This is a genomic window from Cobetia sp. MB87 (assembly GCF_011319755.1).
In the GTDB taxonomy this organism is placed as follows: domain Bacteria; phylum Pseudomonadota; class Gammaproteobacteria; order Pseudomonadales; family Halomonadaceae; genus Cobetia.
The window spans coordinates 474493-493314 of record NZ_VFBC01000008.1; the positions used below are offsets into that span (position 1 = coordinate 474493).

12 protein-coding genes and 1 rRNA gene are annotated in these 18822 nt (G+C 63.3%); 11 read left to right on the top strand and 2 right to left on the bottom strand.

What is annotated here, in order from left to right; genetic code table 11:
• Nucleotides 1-145 precede the first annotated feature (145 nt).
• Nucleotides 146-1117, top strand: coding sequence for an HTH-type transcriptional regulator CysB (gene cysB, locus CDPAHKCJ_RS11420; RefSeq protein WP_043333969.1), 972 nt, complete (start codon nucleotides 146-148; stop codon nucleotides 1115-1117).
• Between the two features lie 120 nt (nucleotides 1118-1237).
• Here cysB and CDPAHKCJ_RS11425 read toward each other — a convergent pair whose 3' ends face one another.
• Nucleotides 1238-1864 carry a phosphoadenosine phosphosulfate reductase family protein gene (locus CDPAHKCJ_RS11425; protein ID WP_166019869.1) on the bottom strand — a complete coding sequence of 209 codons (627 nt, stop codon included), beginning with the start codon at nucleotides 1862-1864 and terminating at the stop codon, nucleotides 1238-1240.
• 215 nt (nucleotides 1865-2079) lie between these two features.
• Nucleotides 2080-3531, bottom strand: a complete 1452-nt coding sequence (gene pabB, locus CDPAHKCJ_RS11430) for an aminodeoxychorismate synthase component I (RefSeq protein WP_166019870.1) — start codon at nucleotides 3529-3531, stop codon at nucleotides 2080-2082.
• A 243-nt stretch (nucleotides 3532-3774) separates the two neighbouring features.
• Between pabB and CDPAHKCJ_RS11435 the strand changes: the two genes are divergently transcribed.
• From CDPAHKCJ_RS11435 to CDPAHKCJ_RS11480, 10 genes are all read left to right on the top strand, one after another.
• Nucleotides 3775-4647, top strand: a complete 873-nt coding sequence (locus tag CDPAHKCJ_RS11435) for an alpha/beta hydrolase (RefSeq protein WP_166019871.1) — start codon at nucleotides 3775-3777, stop codon at nucleotides 4645-4647.
• A gap of 370 nt (nucleotides 4648-5017) precedes the next feature.
• Nucleotides 5018-5797 carry a GntR family transcriptional regulator gene (locus CDPAHKCJ_RS11440; protein WP_166019872.1) on the top strand — a complete coding sequence of 260 codons (780 nt, stop codon included), beginning with the start codon at nucleotides 5018-5020 and terminating at the stop codon, nucleotides 5795-5797.
• A 73-nt stretch (nucleotides 5798-5870) separates the two neighbouring features.
• On the top strand, nucleotides 5871-6782 hold the full coding sequence (gene prpB / locus CDPAHKCJ_RS11445) for a methylisocitrate lyase (protein WP_077379313.1): 912 nt from the start codon (nucleotides 5871-5873) through the stop codon (nucleotides 6780-6782).
• Between the two features lie 182 nt (nucleotides 6783-6964).
• Nucleotides 6965-8122: a 2-methylcitrate synthase gene (gene prpC / locus CDPAHKCJ_RS11450; RefSeq protein ID WP_166019873.1), complete on the top strand. Its 1158-nt coding sequence runs from the start codon at nucleotides 6965-6967 to the stop codon at nucleotides 8120-8122.
• A 67-nt stretch (nucleotides 8123-8189) separates the two neighbouring features.
• Nucleotides 8190-10892: a Fe/S-dependent 2-methylisocitrate dehydratase AcnD gene (gene acnD, locus CDPAHKCJ_RS11455; RefSeq protein WP_166019925.1), complete on the top strand. Its 2703-nt coding sequence runs from the start codon at nucleotides 8190-8192 to the stop codon at nucleotides 10890-10892.
• Entirely contained in the window at nucleotides 10889-12157 is a 1269-nt protein-coding gene (gene prpF / locus CDPAHKCJ_RS11460; RefSeq protein WP_166019874.1) for a 2-methylaconitate cis-trans isomerase PrpF, read from the top strand. The genes acnD and prpF overlap by 4 nt, the downstream gene beginning before the upstream one ends.
• Nucleotides 12158-12374: 217 nt before the next feature.
• Nucleotides 12375-14033 (top strand): bifunctional 2-methylcitrate dehydratase/aconitate hydratase, encoded by a 1659-nt coding sequence (locus CDPAHKCJ_RS11465; protein ID WP_166019875.1) that lies wholly within the window; start codon nucleotides 12375-12377, stop codon nucleotides 14031-14033.
• Nucleotides 14034-14220: 187 nt separating this feature from the next.
• A complete protein-coding gene (locus CDPAHKCJ_RS11470; protein ID WP_166019876.1) occupies nucleotides 14221-14814 on the top strand; it encodes a LemA family protein in 594 nt (197 codons plus the stop codon).
• A gap of 67 nt (nucleotides 14815-14881) precedes the next feature.
• Entirely contained in the window at nucleotides 14882-16786 is a 1905-nt protein-coding gene (locus tag CDPAHKCJ_RS11475) for a M48 family metallopeptidase (protein WP_166019877.1), read from the top strand.
• Between the two features lie 482 nt (nucleotides 16787-17268).
• A 16S ribosomal RNA gene (locus tag CDPAHKCJ_RS11480) occupies nucleotides 17269-18809 on the top strand.
• Nucleotides 18810-18822: the final 13 nt, after the last annotated feature.

Here is an 18822-nt window from a genome sequence, read left to right on the forward strand (position 1 = left end):
CCAATCTACTCTTGAGCGTATATTCCCGAAAGGAATCATTATTCATGATTTTATCGCCCGATCATCTTAGCAAGGTGACCGGCCATGTCCGGGCCACTGTCACGCCGCTTCGCGTCGATGGTGCTTCTCAGGAGAGTGAAGCCGCATGAAACTCCAGCAGTTGCGTTATATCTGGGAAGTCACCCGCCACAACCTGAACGTGTCCGCCACCGCGCAAAGTCTGTACACCTCCCAGCCGGGCATTTCCAAGCAGATTCGTCTGCTGGAAGATGAGCTTGGCGTCGAAATCTTCGCGCGCAGTGGCAAGCACCTGACGCGGGTGACCCCGGCCGGCGAGTCCATCGTCGAGCTGGCAAGCCAGGTGCTGCGCACGGTGGAGAACATCAAGCACGTCGCCCAGGAGCACAGTGACGACCGTCGCGGCAGCCTGTCGATCGCCACCACGCACACCCAGGCGCGTTATGCCTTGCCGCCGGTGATCGCCGACTTCACGCGCAAGTACCCGGATGTCGCGCTGCACATGCAGCAGGGCACGCCGAAGCAGATCGCCAACATGGTCAGTGAGGGACAGGCCGACTTCGCCATCTGCACCGAGTCGCTGGAGCTGTTCAACGACCTCATCCTGCTGCCGTGCTATCGCTGGAACCGTTGCGTACTGGTGCCCAAGGATCACCCGCTGGCCAATGGCGAGGAACTGACCCTCGAGTCGCTGGCCAGTTATGCGCTGGTCACCTACACCTATGGCTTCACCGGGCGCAGCCAGCTGGATGATGCCTTCAAGTCCCACGGCCTGGCGCCCAACGTGGTGCTGACCGCCTCGGATGCCGATGTCATCAAGACCTATGTGCGCCTGGGCATGGGCATCGGCATCGTCGCGCACATGGCGGTGGACGAGGTGGCCGATGAGGACCTGGTCGCGCTGGATGCCACGCATCTGTTCGAGAGCTCCACGACCAAGATCGGCATCCGTCGCGGTACCTTCATGCGCAGTTACATGTTTGAATTCGTCGAGCGCTTCGCGCCGCACCTGACGCGTGAGCGCGTCGAAGCGGCACTGGCCGCCGGCCCGCGTCATGAGCACGAGATCTTCCACGACATCGAGCTGCCGGTGCGCTGAGTGCCGGTGGACTGAGTGTCGCTCGCCTGATTTTCGTAGTGCAGCCAGCAAAAAGCCCGCCTCCTGAGAGGCGGGCTTTTTGCTGGCTGCGGCTCGAGCGCACAGCGTCAACCACAGGGCTCAGTGTGCCAGATGCAGGCCACACTCGCGGTTGTCTTCCGCCTTGGTCGGGTCGACGTAGTCGAACTCGTTGGGCAGGTCGTGGGCGACCAGATACTCGTGCATCTGCTTGGACGACCAGTGGAGCACCGGGGCGACCTTGATCAGGCCATCGCCGTTCAGCGAGACCGGCTGCATGCCGGCACGGAAGGCGGTGTCACTGGCGCGCACGGCGGTGAACCACATCTCGGGGTTCAGTTCACGCAGGGCACGCTCGAAGGGCTCGAGCTTCACTTCGCGGGTGAAGGCTTCGTGGCGCGGGTCGTCGATATGCGGCGTGGGGCCATCGACGGCTTCACGGTGCGCGCGGGTTCGCTGCGGCAGATAGATGATGCGATTCAGGTTCAACTTGCGTGTCACCTCATCGGCGAAGCGATAGGTGGCGTCGGTGTTGTAGCCGTTGTCCATCCACACGATCGGGATATCGGGACGGAAGCGCGTCACCATGTGCAGGATCACCGCCTCGAAGGGACGGAAGTTGGTGGTGCAGATGGCGTGCTTGTCCAGCGACAGAGCCCAGCGGGTCAGGGCTTCCGGGTCGTTGCCGAATTCGGCATTGATGCGGGCGAGATCGAAGGTATCGGACATGAGGAGTCTCCAGAACGAGGGCACGTCCGATGGAGCGGGGCGCAGGGCTGATCAATGGCCAGAAAAGGTCATCAGCAGAGGCGAGTAGCGCTCAAGGAGACGTGCAGGAATGCGCCTACCCTATCAAAGGCAGGCACTGCTTCCCCAATACGAATTCGTTCGAACGTTATATGCCATCGAGTTATGGCGCTTGTGACGGCTTATAACGCAGTCTGTCAGCCAAGCGCTTCCATCAGCCGCTGGATCTTGGCCAGGCTCTCGCGGTATTCGGCTTCTTCCTCGGAGTCGGCGACCAGACCGCCGCCGCCCCACAGATGCACCTGGCCCTCAGCGATCACCGCCGTGCGGATCGCGATGGAGGTATCCATGTGGCCACGGATATCCAGATAGCCGAGGCTGCCGCAATAGGCGCTGCGACGCACCGGCTCCAGCTCCTCGATGATCTGCATGGCGCGGATCTTGGGCGCGCCGGTGATGGAGCCGCCGGGGAAGGCGGCGCCGAGCAGATCCAGCGCATCGCGCCCTTCCTCCAGGGTGCTGGTGATGGTGCTGACGGAATGGTGCACGTTGGCGTAGCTTTCCAGCGCGCACAGTGATGGCACCTTGACGCTGCCGGGCGCGGAGACGCGGCCCAGATCATTGCGTAGCAGGTCGACGATCATCACGTTCTCGGCACGGTCTTTGGGGCTTTCCAGCAGCTCGGCGGCCAGTCGGGCGTCCTCTTCCGGTGTCGCGCCACGTGAGCGGGTGCCCTTGATCGGCTTGGTTTCGACGGCGCGGTGATTGACCTCGACGAAGCGTTCCGGCGAGACGGAGACGATGGCCATCTCGTCGCCCTTGGCGTCCTGCCAGCTCAGATAGCCGGCGTAAGGTGTCGGCGTGGCCTGACGCAGGCGCAGGTAGGCATCCCAGCTGTCACCGCTGCACTGCGCGCTGAAGCGTTGCGTCAGATTGATCTGGTAACAGTCACCGGCATGCAGGTATTCCATCACCTGACGGAAGCGTTCGCCGTAGCCCTCGCGGTCCAGCAGTGGCGCGAAGGGGGTGTCGAGGACGAAGTCAGCGCTGCGCGGCACCGGTTGCTCCAGCCACTCGAGCACCTGTCTGCGCCGCTGGGGCGAGGCGATCAGCCAGCTCTGCTGACGCTGATGATCACTGATCAATGCCCAGTCATAGAGACCGAGCCGCGCCCAGGGCAGCGCGATATCGTCCTCGGTCGTAGCGGGCAGGTCTTCCAGCGCGCGCCCGAAGTCGTAGCTCCAGTAGCCCAGCAGGCCGGCGATGAAGGGCAGGTCCTCGGCGCTCAGGTCGTGCCGGGCGAGCTCTTCGCCTGCCAGTGTCTGTGGCAGCAGGGTCAGCAGCTGGCGCTGGGCCTCGATTACCGGCAGGCGGGCGAGGCGCTCCAGCGCTTCACTGAACTGGCTCAGATCACGCATCGACTCCGGCAGTGGGCCGGTGAGCTTGCCGCCATGCGCGCCTTGCTCCAGCACGGCCAGCGGGTCGCTGCTGATGATGTCGAAGCGACCGCCGGCCAGCGATGGTTGGCCGCTGTCGAGCAGCACGGCGTCGGGGCGCGTACGCAGGCGTGCGAAGCGCGAAAGTGTGGAGGCCTCGTCCTCGGCGGCGAGGGCGTAGGGCAGGGCAGTGATTTCGAGCGAGATGGTCATGACAGCTTCCGTTGGCGGACAGGGCATTCTAGGCATCCAGACGCGTTTTGTCCGCCCGTGCGTGCGGATTCCGATGAGGGGCTGGCCTTGTCGGCTTGCCGTTCTCCCGTGCGCTGATTAAGGTGCCTGCCTCTGAACGCCCTGCGCTGTCATCGATGACTGCCCTGACGCACGTGCTGACGTTCTCCCAGTCCGCTTGCCCAGTCTATTGCCCAGCCCTTGGCAACCCACCGGAGCCCCTGCATGCATCCCGAGTTCGAACATGGCCAACATCTGCTGTCACGTCCCGATCAGAACATCTTCTGGCAGCGTCTCAAGCGGCATGACGCCCAGGGCGGGCGTCGACTGCTGATGCTGCACGGCGCGGGCGTGGCCGGCACGCTGACCTGGGCGCCGCTGGTCGGGCATCTTGCGGCCCATGACGAGTTGATCATTCCTGACCTGCGCGGCATGGGGCAGACGGTGTCACCCGATGGCGGCGAGCCTCCCTTCACCCTCGAGCAGGTGGTCGAGGACGTGATGGCGCTGATCGAGACCCAGCGCATCACGCATTTCGACCTGATCGGCTACAGCTTCGGCGGGCTGGTCGCCATGCGTCTCGTCCAGCGACTGCGCATGGAACGCCCCGAGGTGCGTGTCGGCGACATCAGTCTGCTGGAGCCGGCGCTGCTGGAGCGCGAATGCCACGCCACCATGGTCAAGGTGCGTGACGGCTACGCCGAGGCGGCGCGCGCCATGCGCGAAGCCCCGAGCCCCGAAGCGGGCATCACCGCTTTCCTCGATCTCATCTCGCCGCATCGTACGCGCAATCCGCGCGCCGAGCGCATGATGGTGGCGCGACTGGCACACCGCCACCTGGGCTTCGCCAATGCGCTGGACTGTGTCACGCATGCCGTGCGCGAGATCGACCGTGAGGTGCTGCTGGCCGACGTGCTGGCCTCAGGCAGCGAGGTGCGCAGCCTGGTCGGCGGCAAGAGTCCGCAGACCCTGCGCGACTATCACAGCCTGCTGGCTGAGCGTCATGCGGGCTGGCAATCGCTGGAAATCCCCGGTACCGATCACTCGCTGCCTTTCCAGAAACCCCGCCGCATCGGCGCGGAGCTCAGCTTCGCATAAATCGCATGATTGTCGACAAGCCGGCCGATGAACGGTCTGGCATTGATGCTCAAGACGCCCCGTCAGCCTGTGCTGTCGGGGCGTCTTTCGTCTCGGCCGCTACCGACTGGAATGTCTCTGATCTGTCATCGTGTGATGACTGTCATGGCGGCTTTTCAGGCAGTTCCTCCTTGTTATGACAGCCGTTTATCCAGCGCGTGCCAACGCTCTTACGCCAAAGGTGTAGGGGATTTGGCGGATTGCATCTTGACCCACTCAGGCTCGCTGGCTAGTCTGGCAGTCATTGAATGATTGTCGACAATGGTGCTGAAAGTCCCTCATCGCCATTGTCCTGCCTCAGCCCCTTGCCCAGCCGGATTGCCTGACCGCCATGACCACCGATGCCTTTCACAATGCCACCACCGCTCGAAGCCTTGCGCGCGGCGCGACTGCCGAGCAGGCAGGTCACACCGCTTCCGCGACGGCAGCGACCCCCGAGGTGCGTACCCTGGCCGAGCGTGTCTTCCACCAATTGCAGGACGCCATCGTGCGCGGCGAGCTGGCACCGGGCAGCAAGATCACCGAGCCCGGCCTGGCGCAGGCCTACGGGATCTCGCGCGGCCCGCTGCGTGAGGCGATGCGTCGTCTCGAGGTCCATCGCCTGATCGAGCGCGTGCCCCACGTCGGCGCGCGGGTGGTCAAGCTCTCGATGACCGAGCTGCTGGAGCTGTTCGACGTGCGTGAGGCGCTGGAGAGCATGGCCGCGCGTCTGGCGGCGCGGCACATGACGCAGGAGGAGGTCACGCGGCTGCGCAGCGTGCTCAAGACCCACGAGCAGCAGTCGGACCTCAAGACCGGTACCGCCTACTTCCAGAAGGAAGGCGACCTCGATTTCCACTATCAGATCGTGCTCGGCAGCCACAACCACATGCTGATGACGATTCTCTGTGATGACCTCTATTACCTGGTGCGCATGTACCGCACCCAGTTCAGCGCCAGTGGATCACGCCCGCAGAAGGCCTTCGTCGAGCATCATCGCATCGTCGATGCCATCGAGTCCGGCGATGAGGAACTGGCGGAGTTGCTGATGCGCCGCCACGTCAGCGCCTCGCGGGAGAACGTCGCCCGCCGCTATGCCGCCACGCTCAAGCAGGAGCAGGGCGAAGAGTGAGCTGACGCACCGCTCACGACTTGAACCGACCGAACAATTCCAACCCCGTCATGGGCCCAGCCCGGGAGATGTCATGTCACGCCATCTGAGTTCCACCGCCCTGCCAAGCCCCGGTGCCCGCTTCCGCGCGGCGCTGGAGGCCAATCGTCCGCTACCCATCGTCGGCACCATCAATGCCTACACCGCCATCATGGCCGAGCGCGTCGGGCATCAGGCGATCTACCTGTCCGGTGGCGGCGTGGCCAACGCCTCCTACGGGCTGCCGGACCTGGGCATGACCAGCATGAATGACGTGCTGGAAGACGCGCGCCGCATCACCGCCGCCAGCGAGCTGCCGCTGCTGGTGGACATCGATACCGGCTGGGGCGGCGCCTTCAACATCGCACGCACCATTCAGGAGATGGAGCGCGCCGGTGTCGCTGCCGTGCACCTGGAAGACCAGGTCGCCCAGAAGCGCTGCGGCCACCGCCCCAACAAGGCCATCGTCTCCAGCCAGGAAATGGTCGACCGCATCAAGGCCGCTGCCGATGCGCGTCGTGATGACAGCTTCTATCTGATCGCGCGCACCGATGCCTTCCAGAAAGAAGGGCTCGAAGCTGCCGTGGCACGTGCCAACGCCTGTGTCGAGGCAGGTGCCGATGCCATCTTCGCCGAGGCGGTGCATACCCTCGAGGACTACCGTGCCTTCTGCGAGGGAGTCGATGCGCCGATTCTGGCCAACATCACCGAATTCGGCGCCACGCCGCTGTTCAACCAGCGCGAGCTGGGCGATGTCGGCTGCCGGATGGTGCTCTATCCGCTGTCTGCCTTCCGCGCCATGAACGCCGCCGCCCTCAAGGTCTACCAGAACATCCACGACAAGGGTGACCAGAAGGACGTGGTCGATGACATGCAGACCCGCATGGAGCTCTACGACTTCCTCGATTACCACACCTTCGAGCAGAAGCTGGACACCCTGTTCGAGGCCGAAAGCCGCAAGGATTGATGCCAGACGCTCGAGACGGACGCCATGTCTCGCATCAGGAGGCCATCGGCTTCACGGGCCGGCACTCTCGGCCCGACCGTTTCTCCCTCGCTGGCAAACGCCTGGCCGGCGAGGGGCTTGACGCTTTATGCCCTACAAGAAAAAGAACAACTCAATGACGTCACTGCCAAGGAGATCGCGCCATGTCAGATACCATCGCCAACCCGACCATCGCTACTTCGAGCACCAGCGCCCCCAGTGGTCTTCGCGGCCAGAGTGCCGGTGAGACGGCGCTGTGCACCGTCGGCCAGACCGGCTCCGGTCTGCGCTATCGTGGCTACGACCTGGAAGACCTCGCCAGTCACGCAGCCTTCGAAGAAGTTGCCTATCTGCTCCTCAAGGGCAAGTTGCCCAATCAGGCGGAGCTGGATGCCTACATTGCGCGCCTCAAGGGGTTGCGGGGTCTGCCGGACGCCTTGAAGGCGGTGCTTGAGCAGATTCCGGCCAGCGCTCACCCGATGGACGTGATGCGTACCGGGTGTTCGATGCTCGGCAATCTGGAGACGGAAGAGAGCTTCGAGGAGCAGTCCGATCAGGCCGACCGCATGCTGGCCGTGTTCCCGTCGATCATCAATTACTGGTATCGCTTCAGTCATGATGGCGTGCGCATCGACACCGAGACCGATGACGACTCCATCGGCGCGCACTTCCTGCACCTATTGCATGGCGAAGCCCCCAGCGAGTTGCATGCTGCGGTGATGAATACCTCGCTGATCCTCTATGCCGAGCACGAATTCAATGCCTCGACCTTCACGGCGCGTGTCTGCGCCTCGACGCTGTCTGACCTGCACTCCTGCGTGACGGCAGCCATCGGCTCGCTGCGCGGACCGCTGCATGGCGGTGCCAACGAGGCGGCGATGGCGATGATCGAGCACTGGCGCTCACCGGAGGAGGCCGAGCGCGAGATTCTCGGCATGCTGGAGCGCCGCGAGAAGATCATGGGCTTCGGCCACGCCATCTATCGTGAGCGTGACCCGCGCAATGCCATCATCAAGGAGTGGTCTCGCAAGCTGGCGGACGATGTGGGCGATACGCAGCTCTACGCCGTCTCCGAGCGCGTCGAAGCCGTGATGTGGCGCGAGAAGAAGCTGTTCTGCAACGCCGACTTCTTCCACGCCAGCGCCTATCACTTCATGGGCATTCCCACCAAGCTGTTCACGCCGATCTTCGTCTGTTCACGCCTGACCGGCTGGGCGGCACATGTCTTCGAGCAGCGCGCCAACAATCGCATCATCCGCCCGAGCGCCGATTACACTGGCCCGGAGCACTGCGACTGGCTGCCCATCGAGCAGCGCGACTGACCCTTTCCTCGGCCAGTCAGCGTGCTGGCCGATCGTTTTCCTGATCGCCTGATGAGTCCGGATGCCCATGAATACCGAGTATCGCAAACCCCTGCCTGGCACGGCGTCACCGGGTACCCCGGTCGACTACTTCGATGCGCGTGCCGCCGTGGAAGACATCGCCCCCGGCGCCTACGCCGGTCTGCCCTATACCTCACGCGTACTGGCCGAGAACTTGGTGCGCCGCTGCCCGCCGGATCAGCTGCGTGACAGCCTCGTGCAATTGATCGAGCGTCGGCGTGATCTCGATTTCCCGTGGTACCCCGCGCGCGTCGTGTGTCATGACATCCTCGGTCAGACCGCGCTGGTGGATCTGGCCGGCCTGCGTGATGCCATCGCCGAGCGCGGCGGAGACCCGGCCAAGGTCAATCCGGTGGTGCCGACCCAGTTGATCGTCGACCACTCGCTGGCGGTGGAGCACGCCGGCTTCGACAAGGACGCCTTCGCCAAGAACCGCGCCATCGAGGAGCGTCGCAACGAGGACCGCTTCCACTTCATCGACTGGACCCGTCAGGCCTTCGAGAACATCGACGTGATCCCGCCGGGCAACGGCATCATGCACCAGATCAATCTGGAGCGGATGTCGCCGGTGATCGAGTCGCGCGCCGATGAAAAGGGCCATCAGGTCGCCTTCCCGGATACCCTGGTGGGCACCGACAGCCACACGCCACATGTCGATGCGCTGGGCGTGATCGCCGTCGGCGTCGGTGGGCTGGAGGCCGAGAGCGTGATGCTGGGGCGCGCCTCCTACATGCGCCTGCCCGACATCATCGGCGTGCGCCTCACCGGGCGCCCGCAGCCGGGCATCACCGCCACCGATATCGTGCTGGCGTTGACCGAATTCCTGCGCGCCGAGAAGGTCGTCTCCTCCTATCTGGAATTCTTCGGCGAAGGCGCGGCCAGCCTGACGCTGGGTGATCGCGCCACCATCTCCAACATGACGCCGGAGTACGGCGCCACGGCGGCGATGTTCTCCATCGACCAGCAGACGCTGGATTACCTGACCCTGACCGGCCGCGAGCCGGAGAACATCGCGCTGGTCGAGCGTTACGCACGCGAGACTGGCCTGTGGGCAGATGAGACCGGCCATATCGAGGGCGCGGTGGAATATGAGCGCGAGCTGACCTTCGATCTGTCCTCGGTGGTGCGCACCCTGGCGGGGCCCTCCAATCCGCACAGTCGCGTGCCGACCAGCGAGCTGGCCGCGCGCGGCATCTCCGGCGTGGTCGAGCATGAACAGGACGAGGACGGGCGTGATCTGATGCCGGATGGCGCGGTGATCATCGCCGCCATCACCAGCTGCACCAACACCTCCAATCCGCGCAACGTCATCGCCGCAGGGTTGCTGGCTCGGCGCGCCAATGCGCTGGGACTGACGCGCAAGCCGTGGGTCAAGACCTCGCTGGCGCCGGGCTCCAAGGCGGTGCAGCTGTATCTGGAAGAAGCGGAACTGCTGCCGGAACTCGAGCAGCTCGGCTTCGGCATCGTCGGCTTCGCCTGCACCACCTGCAACGGCATGAGCGGTGCCCTGGACCCGGCGATCCAGCAGGAAATCATCGAGCGCGATCTCTATTCCACCGCGGTGCTGTCCGGCAATCGCAACTTCGATGGCCGTATCCATCCCTACGCCAAGCAGGCCTTCCTGGCCTCGCCGCCGCTGGTGGTCGCCTACGCCATCGCCGGCACCATCCGCTTCGATATCGAGAAGGACGTGCTGGGACATGCGCCGGACGGCTCGCCGATCATGCTCAAGGACCTGTGGCCGAGCGACGAGGAGATCGACGCCATCGTCGGCTCCAGCGTCAAGCCGGACCACTTCCGTCAGGTCTACATCCCGATGTTCGAGGCCAGAGACGACCGCGATGCCTCCACCAGTCCCCTGTATGACTGGCGCGAGATGAGCACCTACATCCGCCGGCCGCCGTACTGGGAAGGCGGCCTGGCCAGCGCGCCGACGCTCACCGGCATGCGGGCACTGGCGGTGCTGGGGGACAACATCACCACCGATCACCTGTCGCCTTCCAATGCCATCATGGCCAGCAGTGCGGCGGGCGAGTATCTGGCCGCGATGGGCCTGCCGGAGGAGGACTTCAATTCCTACGCCACCCACCGTGGGGACCACCTCACTGCACAGCGGGCCACCTTCGCCAATCCCAAGCTGATCAATGAGATGGCGGTGGTGGAAGGGGCAGACGGCAAGCGCGAGGTCAAGCAGGGCTCGCTCACGCGTCTGGAGCCGGAAGGCAAGGTAGTGCGCATGTGGGAGGCCATCGAGACCTACATGCAGCGCAAGCAGCCCTTGATCATCATCGCGGGTGCGGATTACGGCCAGGGCTCGTCGCGTGACTGGGCGGCCAAGGGCGTGCGGCTGGCGGGGGTCGAGGCCATCGTCGCGGAAGGCTTCGAGCGTATCCACCGCACCAATCTGGTCGGCATGGGCGTGATGCCGTTGCAGTTCGCCGCCGGTACCACACGCAAGACGCTGGCGCTGGATGGCAGCGAGATCTACGCCGTCGAGGGCGAACCGGCCCCGGGGGCAGCGCTCACGCTGGTGATCGAGCGCACCGCCGGCGACAAGGCAGGCCAGGTCGAACGCGTGCCGGTCACCTGTCGCCTCGATACCCGTGAGGAGGTCTCCATCTACTCGGCGGGCGGTGTGCTGCAGCGCTTCGCTGAAGACTTCCTCAGCTCACAGGCACCGGGCGAGACGGCGGCGGAGGTATCGGCATGAGCCAGCAGGCACAGCTCAGGATTCCCGCCACCTATCTGCGTGGCGGCACCAGCAAGGGCGTGTTCTTCCTGCGCGATGAACTGCCGGAAGCGGCGCAGGTGCCGGGCCCGGCGCGTGATGCCCTGCTGCTGCGCGTGATCGGCAGCCCCGACCCCTACGCCAAGCAGATCGACGGCATGGGGGGCGCGACCTCCAGCACCAGCAAGACGGTGATCATCAGTCGCAGCGAACAGCCGGACCACGACGTCGACTATCTGTTCGGCCAGGTCTCCATCGACTCGCCCTTCGTCGACTGGAGCGGCAACTGCGGCAACCTCTCGGCGGCGGTGGGACCCTTCGCCATCGAGAAGGGACTGGTACCGGCCGAGCGCCTGCCGCGTGACGGCATTGCCGAGGTGCGCATCTGGCAGGCCAACATCGCCAAGACCATCATCGCGCGGGTACCGATGTGCGAGGGGCGCGTCCAGGAAACCGGCGACTTCGCCCTGGATGGCGTGACCTTCCCGGCCGCCGAGGTGGCGGTCGCCTTCCGCGACCCTGCCGCGGGTGAGGGCAGCATGTTCCCCACCGGCAATGTGGTCGATGCGCTGGAGGTGCCGGAATCGGTGGTCGCTGGCGGGCAGCTCCAGGCGACCCTGATCAACGCCGGCATTCCGACCATCTTCGTCAATGCCCGCGACCTCGGCTATCAGGGCACCGAGCTGCAGGAAGCGATCAACTCGGACGGCGAGGCGCTCGCACGCCTCGAGACATTGCGCGCCCACGGCGCACTGCGCATGGGGCTGATCAATGATCTCGCTGAGGCGGCCACGCGCCAACACACCCCCAAGGTCGCCTTCGTGGCGCCGCCGGTGGATCACGTCGTCTCCAGCGGTCGCGAGATCAAGGCCGACGAGATTGACGTGCTGATTCGCGCCGTGTCGATGGGTAAGCTGCATCACGCCATGATGGGCACCGCGGCCGTCGCCATCGCCGCGGCGGCCGCGGTTCCCGGCACGCTGGTCAATCTTGCTGCCGCTGGCGGGGCCGATGCTGAGTCTGGAGCTGGGCAGACTGGCACCGCGCGTGACTCGGTGTGCTTCGGGCATCCCTCCGGCACGCTCAGGGTCGGCGCGAGTGCCCATCGTCAGACAGAGTCAGGCCAAGGCAGTGATGGCCAGCAAGGCGAGGGCGAGTGGACCGTCACTGAAGCCGTGATGAGTCGCAGCGCGCGTATCCTGATGGAAGGCTGGGTGCGGGTGCCGGCGGAGACCTTGATGCGCTAGCGCCGGCATGGGCAGGTGAGGGTCGATTGTCATGTTCGAGAGTCATGGTCGACAGTCAAAGCCCCTCCTGCGGGATCTAGATGAAAGCCGGCCTGGCATGCATATGCAGAGGGCCGGCTTTCGCGTCTCTGTGGTGCGGACTCGGGTATTTCGGGGGATGTGCCGGTATCGCGGGAGATGTATGCGAGCAAAGACGATCCACGACAGGAGGTCATGTATGAGCACGCCATCCTCTGATCAGACGGGCGACAGCCGTCTCAGCGCCACTCAAGCCAGTAAAAGTCAGGCCAGTACCAACCAGGCCAGCACCAATCAAGCTAGTACCAATCAGGCCAGCGCCAACCAGCGCCCGGACTATGACCCGGAGCTGCAGCAGATCGCCGACTATGTGCTGGGGTATTGCGACGATCCTCGTATCGCGGATGCGGATACGGATACGGATGTGGATGACCTGGCCGGCAAGAGCGTGCGCTCAGGACCCTCGGCAGAGGCGATGGACACCGCTCGGCTGTGTCTGATGGATACCCTCGGCTGCGGCATCCTGGCGCTGCGCTTTCCGGAATGCACCAAGCATCTCGGCCCGCTGGTGGCCGAGACCGTGGTGCCGCATGGTGCGCGGGTGCCTGGCACCGCCTTCAGTCTTGATCCCGTCAAGGCGGCGTGGGATATCGGCTGCACCATCCGCTGGCTGGATTACAACGACACCTGGCTGGCGGCGGAGTGGGGGCATCCCTCGGACAATCTTGGCGGCATTCTGGCGGTGGCGGATCACCTCTCGCGCCAGCGTGTCGCGCAGGGCAAGCCACCCTTGGTGATGCGTGATGTGCTGGAGAGCATGGTGATGGCGCATGAGATCCAGGGCGTGCTGGCGCTGGACAACAGCTTCAACCGTGTCGGGCTTGACCATGTCATGCTGGTCAAGGTAACGACCACCGCCGTGACGGCGCGCTTGATGGGAGCGAATCGCGAGCAGTTGCTGTCGGCGCTGTCGCACGCCTTTGTCGATGGCCAGAGTCTGCGCACCTATCGTCATGCGCCCAATGCGGGCTCGCGCAAGAGCTGGGCGGCGGGGGACGCCACCTCACGCGGCGTGCGGCTGGCGGACATTGGCCTGCGTGGTGAGATGGGCATCCCCGGCGCTCTCAGTGCGCCGCAGTGGGGCTTCAATGATGTCTCCTTCAGTCACAACAACAGCGATCTCGCCCTCAAGCCTGAAGACGAACGGCGCCTGACGCTGGCGCGCCCTCTGGGCAGCCATGTGATGGAAAACGTGCTCTTCAAGGTCTCCTTCCCGGCCGAATTCCATGCCCAGACCGCCGCCGAGGCCGCCATCCAGCTCCACCCCGAGGTGCGCGACCGGCTCGAGGAGATCGAGCGCATCGAGATCACCACCCACGAATCGGCGATCCGCATCATCTCCAAGCAGGGCGCGCTCGCCAATGCGGCGGACCGCGATCACTGCCTGCAATACATGGTCGCGGTGCCGCTGATCTTCGGGGAGTTGAACGCGGACCACTATGAAGATGGCTTCCATGCCGCTCACCCGGAGGTCGACCGGCTGCGTGACAGGATGGTCGTCAAGGAAGAGGCGCGCTTCACCCGCGAGTATCTGGAGGCCGACAAGCGCTCGATCGCCAATGCCCTGCGGGTGGTCTTTTGCGATGGCAGTGCCACCGAGCAGGTGACGGTGGAATACCCGCTGGGACATCGCCGACGGCGTGAAGAGTCGCTCGCCCCACTCGAGGACAAGTGTCAGGCCAATCTGGCCACCTGCTTCCCGCCTTCGCGTTGCGACACCCTGATGGCGTTGCTGGGTGATCGCGAGCGACTCGACGCACTGCCGGTGCACGAGTTCATGGCGCATTGGGTGCCGTGAGGTTGCCGGCCGCATGATGCCCCGTTGGCAATCAGTCACCCAATTGACTGGTGCCGTCATCCGGTATGGGTAAACTGGAAGCGGATTGCACAGGAAGACCGACAGGGGCGCTTGCAAAGACTCGCCGGAGAGCGGGACAACGCCTGCCGGGCCTTCATTGCAAAGGCATCATCACAAGGGACTCATCATGAAAACATTTCTGCTGCTGGGCGCCATCGCGCTGATCGTCATCTACGTCATCTCGATCTACAACAAGCTGGTCAGCCTCAAGGCGCGCTTCGAGAATGCCTTCGCGCAGATAGAGGTACAGCTCAAGCGGCGCTATGACCTGATTCCCAATCTGGTCGAGACGGCCAAGGGCTATCTGAGTCATGAGCGTGGCACCCTGGAAGAAGTGATCAATGCCCGCAACAAGGCGATGGCGGCCTTGAATGCCGCAGCGGCGCACCCCGGCAGCATGGACAAGCTGGCCAGTCTGGCCGGCGCCGAGCAGGGACTGGCGGCGAGTCTGGGCAAGCTGGATGTGGTGGTCGAGGCCTATCCGGAGCTCAAGGCCGACCAGACCATGAGCGATCTGATGGAAGAGCTGACCGCCACCGAGAACCGCGTCGCCTTCGCGCGTCAGGCCTACAACGATGCCGTCACCGACTACAACGTCTATCGCCAGAGCTTCCCGCAGGTGATGTTCGCACCGACCTTCGGTCATCGCAGTGATGCAGGCCTGCTGGCCTTCGATGACAGCGTGAAGATTCGTCAGGCCCCTGATGTCAGCTTCTCATGAGCCGATCGACGGATGCTTCTCTCGCGGTCTTGCACCGTGATCCTGACTGGGTAGATGGCGAGCGCGAATGAATTTCTATCACGAGCAGGACAGCGCGCGTCGTCGAACGCGGCTATTGCTGCTGGCCTTCACGGCCATGTCGCTGGTGGTGTCTCTTGCCGCCGGCGCTGTGGTGCATGTCGCGATCAGCAGTTTCCTGGGGCGCCCGGCCACCACGACGTTTGAATATGTCTGGCCGGTGGCGAGCATCATCTTCCTGTGCAATGCACTGGTCGCGGCGCGTGAGCTGCGGCGTCTGCAGCAGGGCGGTGCCATGGTGGCCGCACGCCTTGGCGGCAAGCTGGTGGATGTCGAGACGCAGGACTCGAGCGAGCGACGGGCACTGAATGTGGTCGAGGAGATGGCGATCGCCGCCAACCTGCCCACGCCGCAGCTGTTCCTGTTGCCGCATGAGGCGATGATCAATGCCTTCGCGGCGGGCTATCGGCCACAGGATGCGGTGATCGCGCTGAGTCGTGGGGCGTTGGAGCAGCTGAATCGCAACGAGCTGCAGGGCGTGGTTGCTCACGAGTTCGCCCATATCGCCAATGGCGATATCCGCCTCAACCTGCGTCTGGCGAGTGCGGTCCACGGCCTGGTGTTTCTCTCCGAGGCGGGGCGCTTCCTGATGGGGGCAGGGCGCATCGGCTTCGTGTTGGGCAGGGCGCGCTCCTCCGGTTCCGACAGGAAAGGCGGCATGCCACAGCTGATGCTGGTGGGTGTGGCGCTGTGGTTGCTCGGCAGTCTCGGAGGGCTGGGTGGCAGACTGCTGCAGCGTGGGGTCGCGCGCTCACGGGAATATCTCGCCGATGCCAGTGCGGTGCGCCTGACGCGCTTCCCGGATGGCATCGCGTCTGCGCTCAAACGGATTGGCGGCATGGGATGGCAGGGGCGTATCCAGCACCCGCGCGCCATGACCTACAACCATCTCTTCTTCGTCGAAGCGCGCCCGCCCTGGCTGACGGGCTGGTTCGACTCGCATCCGCCGCTGGATGAACGCATCAAGCGTCTGGAACCCCGTTGGGACCGGCAATATCTGAGCGCTCGCCAGCAACCGGTGCATACCTTCGAGCAGCAGGGGGCCATCGGGGCCGAAGTGCTTGGCGGGGTCATGGCGGGTATCGCCGGAGCGGCGGTCATGGGGGAGCTCTCACGCTCACGAGGAGAACTCGAGAACCTGACGCTGTCGCGTTTTCTCTGCCCGCAGCTGGTGGTGGCGATGATCGCCCCCTCGCAGCTGACAACGCGTGGTGTCTGGCTCACCGAGCTTGAGCGTCAGCATGACTGGCTGGATGGCAAGCGCGTGCGCGAGGCACGGCGCAAGCTCGAGTCCTTGCCGCGGGTCGAGTGGATCCCCTTGCTCAACCGGTTGATACCGCGCTGGCGGGAAGCGGATGAGCGCGCGCATCGCATGCTCAAGGCGCAGACACCTCCGCAGGACATGTTCATCTGGTGTCTATGGCAGCTGTTGTTGGAATCACTGGATCCGCGGATCGATCGCAAGAGCGACTCGCTGGCCCTGCAACAATGTCAATCGGCCTGTCAGCATTGGCTCATGCTGATGGTCGGCCTCATCGACGATGAAACGCTACGCGAGGATATCTTCCTGGATGCCAGTGCGGAACTTGGACTGGTGCTTGCGTATCCGCAGTCGCAGCCGGATGGAGATAATCCTGCGCTGCGCTGCCGCCATCTCACGCAGCTGGCTCACCTGCGTCCGATGGACAAGCAACGCTGGTTCACGGCGCTAGCTCAGGTAGTGCATGCCGACCAGATGCTGGCCGATGAAGAGGTGGCCCTGCTGACTTTGCTGGCGCGCGTCATGCAGTTGCCGGAGGCGCGCCTGCAAGCGGCGCTTGAGACACAGTCGCATTCGCGTGGTGGCTGGCAGGCGCGTCCAGTATCACGGCCTGCGGACGGCAAGGCGGTCTGAGTGCCGAGCAGGGGGAGTGGCTGTTTTCTGCGTCAAAGCCCTTGCCATCAAACCGATTCCTGCGTAAAGTACGCATCCGCTGCCGGGGACGCATGGCGTTACCAGCGGTGAAAGAGGTTTGCAGGTGGTTGTTTTACTTGATGTTTTTGAAGCCCGCTTCAAAATCATCGATTGACAATCCCGGGCGATTCGCTAGAATACGCCGCACTCCTTACGGAACAGGTGATCGAGCAACGCTCCTCACCGCTTGATGATGCTTAGAGGCAGTCGATTGACTCATCATCAAGTGCTTGACTTCTCAAGCGTTCCGGGTAGAATATGCCTCCTCGCTTAACAGCGACGCTCTTTAAAAATTTGATCAGGTAATTCGTGTGAGCGCTTGCCGATGAGTGGTGACAAGGTCACCAAGTATCGGAGCAAGCCTCTCACGAGAAGTTTGACTCTGAACCAAGTTTGGTCTGCTTAACAGACTATCAAGCTTTCAACTGAAGAGTTTGATCATGGCTCAGATTGAACGCTGGCGGCAGGCTTAACACATGCAAGTCGAGCGGAAACGATTCTAGCTTGCTAGAAGGCGTCGAGCGGCGGACGGGTGAGTAATGCATGGGAATCTGCCCGATAGTGGGGGACAACCTGGGGAAACTCAGGCTAATACCGCATACGTCCTACGGGAGAAAGCAGGGGATCTTCGGACCTTGCGCTATCGGATGAGCCCATGTCGGATTAGCTTGTTGGTGAGGTAATGGCTCACCAAGGCGACGATCCGTAGCTGGTCTGAGAGGATGATCAGCCACACTGGGACTGAGACACGGCCCAGACTCCTACGGGAGGCAGCAGTGGGGAATATTGGACAATGGGCGAAAGCCTGATCCAGCCATGCCGCGTGTGTGAAGAAGGCCTTCGGGTTGTAAAGCACTTTCAGCGAGGAAGAACGCCTTGGGACTAATACTCCCGAGGAAAGACATCACTCGCAGAAGAAGCACCGGCTAACTCCGTGCCAGCAGCCGCGGTAATACGGAGGGTGCAAGCGTTAATCGGAATTACTGGGCGTAAAGCGCGCGTAGGTGGCTAAGTCAGCCAGGTGTGAAAGCCCCGGGCTCAACCTGGGAACGGCATCTGGAACTGCTTGGCTAGAGTGCAGGAGAGGAAGGTAGAATTCCCGGTGTAGCGGTGAAATGCGTAGAGATCGGGAGGAATACCAGTGGCGAAGGCGGCCTTCTGGACTGACACTGACACTGAGGTGCGAAAGCGTGGGTAGCAAACAGGATTAGATACCCTGGTAGTCCACGCCGTAAACGATGTCAACTAGCCGTTGGGTCCCTTGAGGACTTAGTGGCGCAGCTAACGCAATAAGTTGACCGCCTGGGGAGTACGGCCGCAAGGTTAAAACTCAAATGAATTGACGGGGGCCCGCACAAGCGGTGGAGCATGTGGTTTAATTCGATGCAACGCGAAGAACCTTACCTACCCTTGACATCCAGAGGACTTTCCAGAGATGGATTGGTGCCTTCGGGAACTCTGAGACAGGTGCTGCATGGCTGTCGTCAGCTCGTGTTGTGAAATGTTGGGTTAAGTCCCGTAACGAGCGCAACCCCTATCCTTATTTGCCAGCGAGTAATGTCGGGAACTCTAAGGAGACTGCCGGTGACAAACCGGAGGAAGGTGGGGACGACGTCAAGTCATCATGGCCCTTACGGGTAGGGCTACACACGTGCTACAATGGCAAGTACAAAGGGTTGCAATACGGCGACGTGGAGCCAATCCCATAAAGCTTGCCTCAGTCCGGATTGGAGTCTGCAACTCGACTCCATGAAGTCGGAATCGCTAGTAATCGTGGATCAGAATGCCACGGTGAATACGTTCCCGGGCCTTGTACACACCGCCCGTCACACCATGGGAGTGGACTGCACCAGAAGTGGTTAGCCTAACCTTCGGGAGGGCGATCACCACGGTGTGGTTCATGACTGGGGTGAAGTCGTAACAAGGTAGCCCTAGGGGAACCTGGGGCTGGATCACCTCCTTATCGACACTGTCTA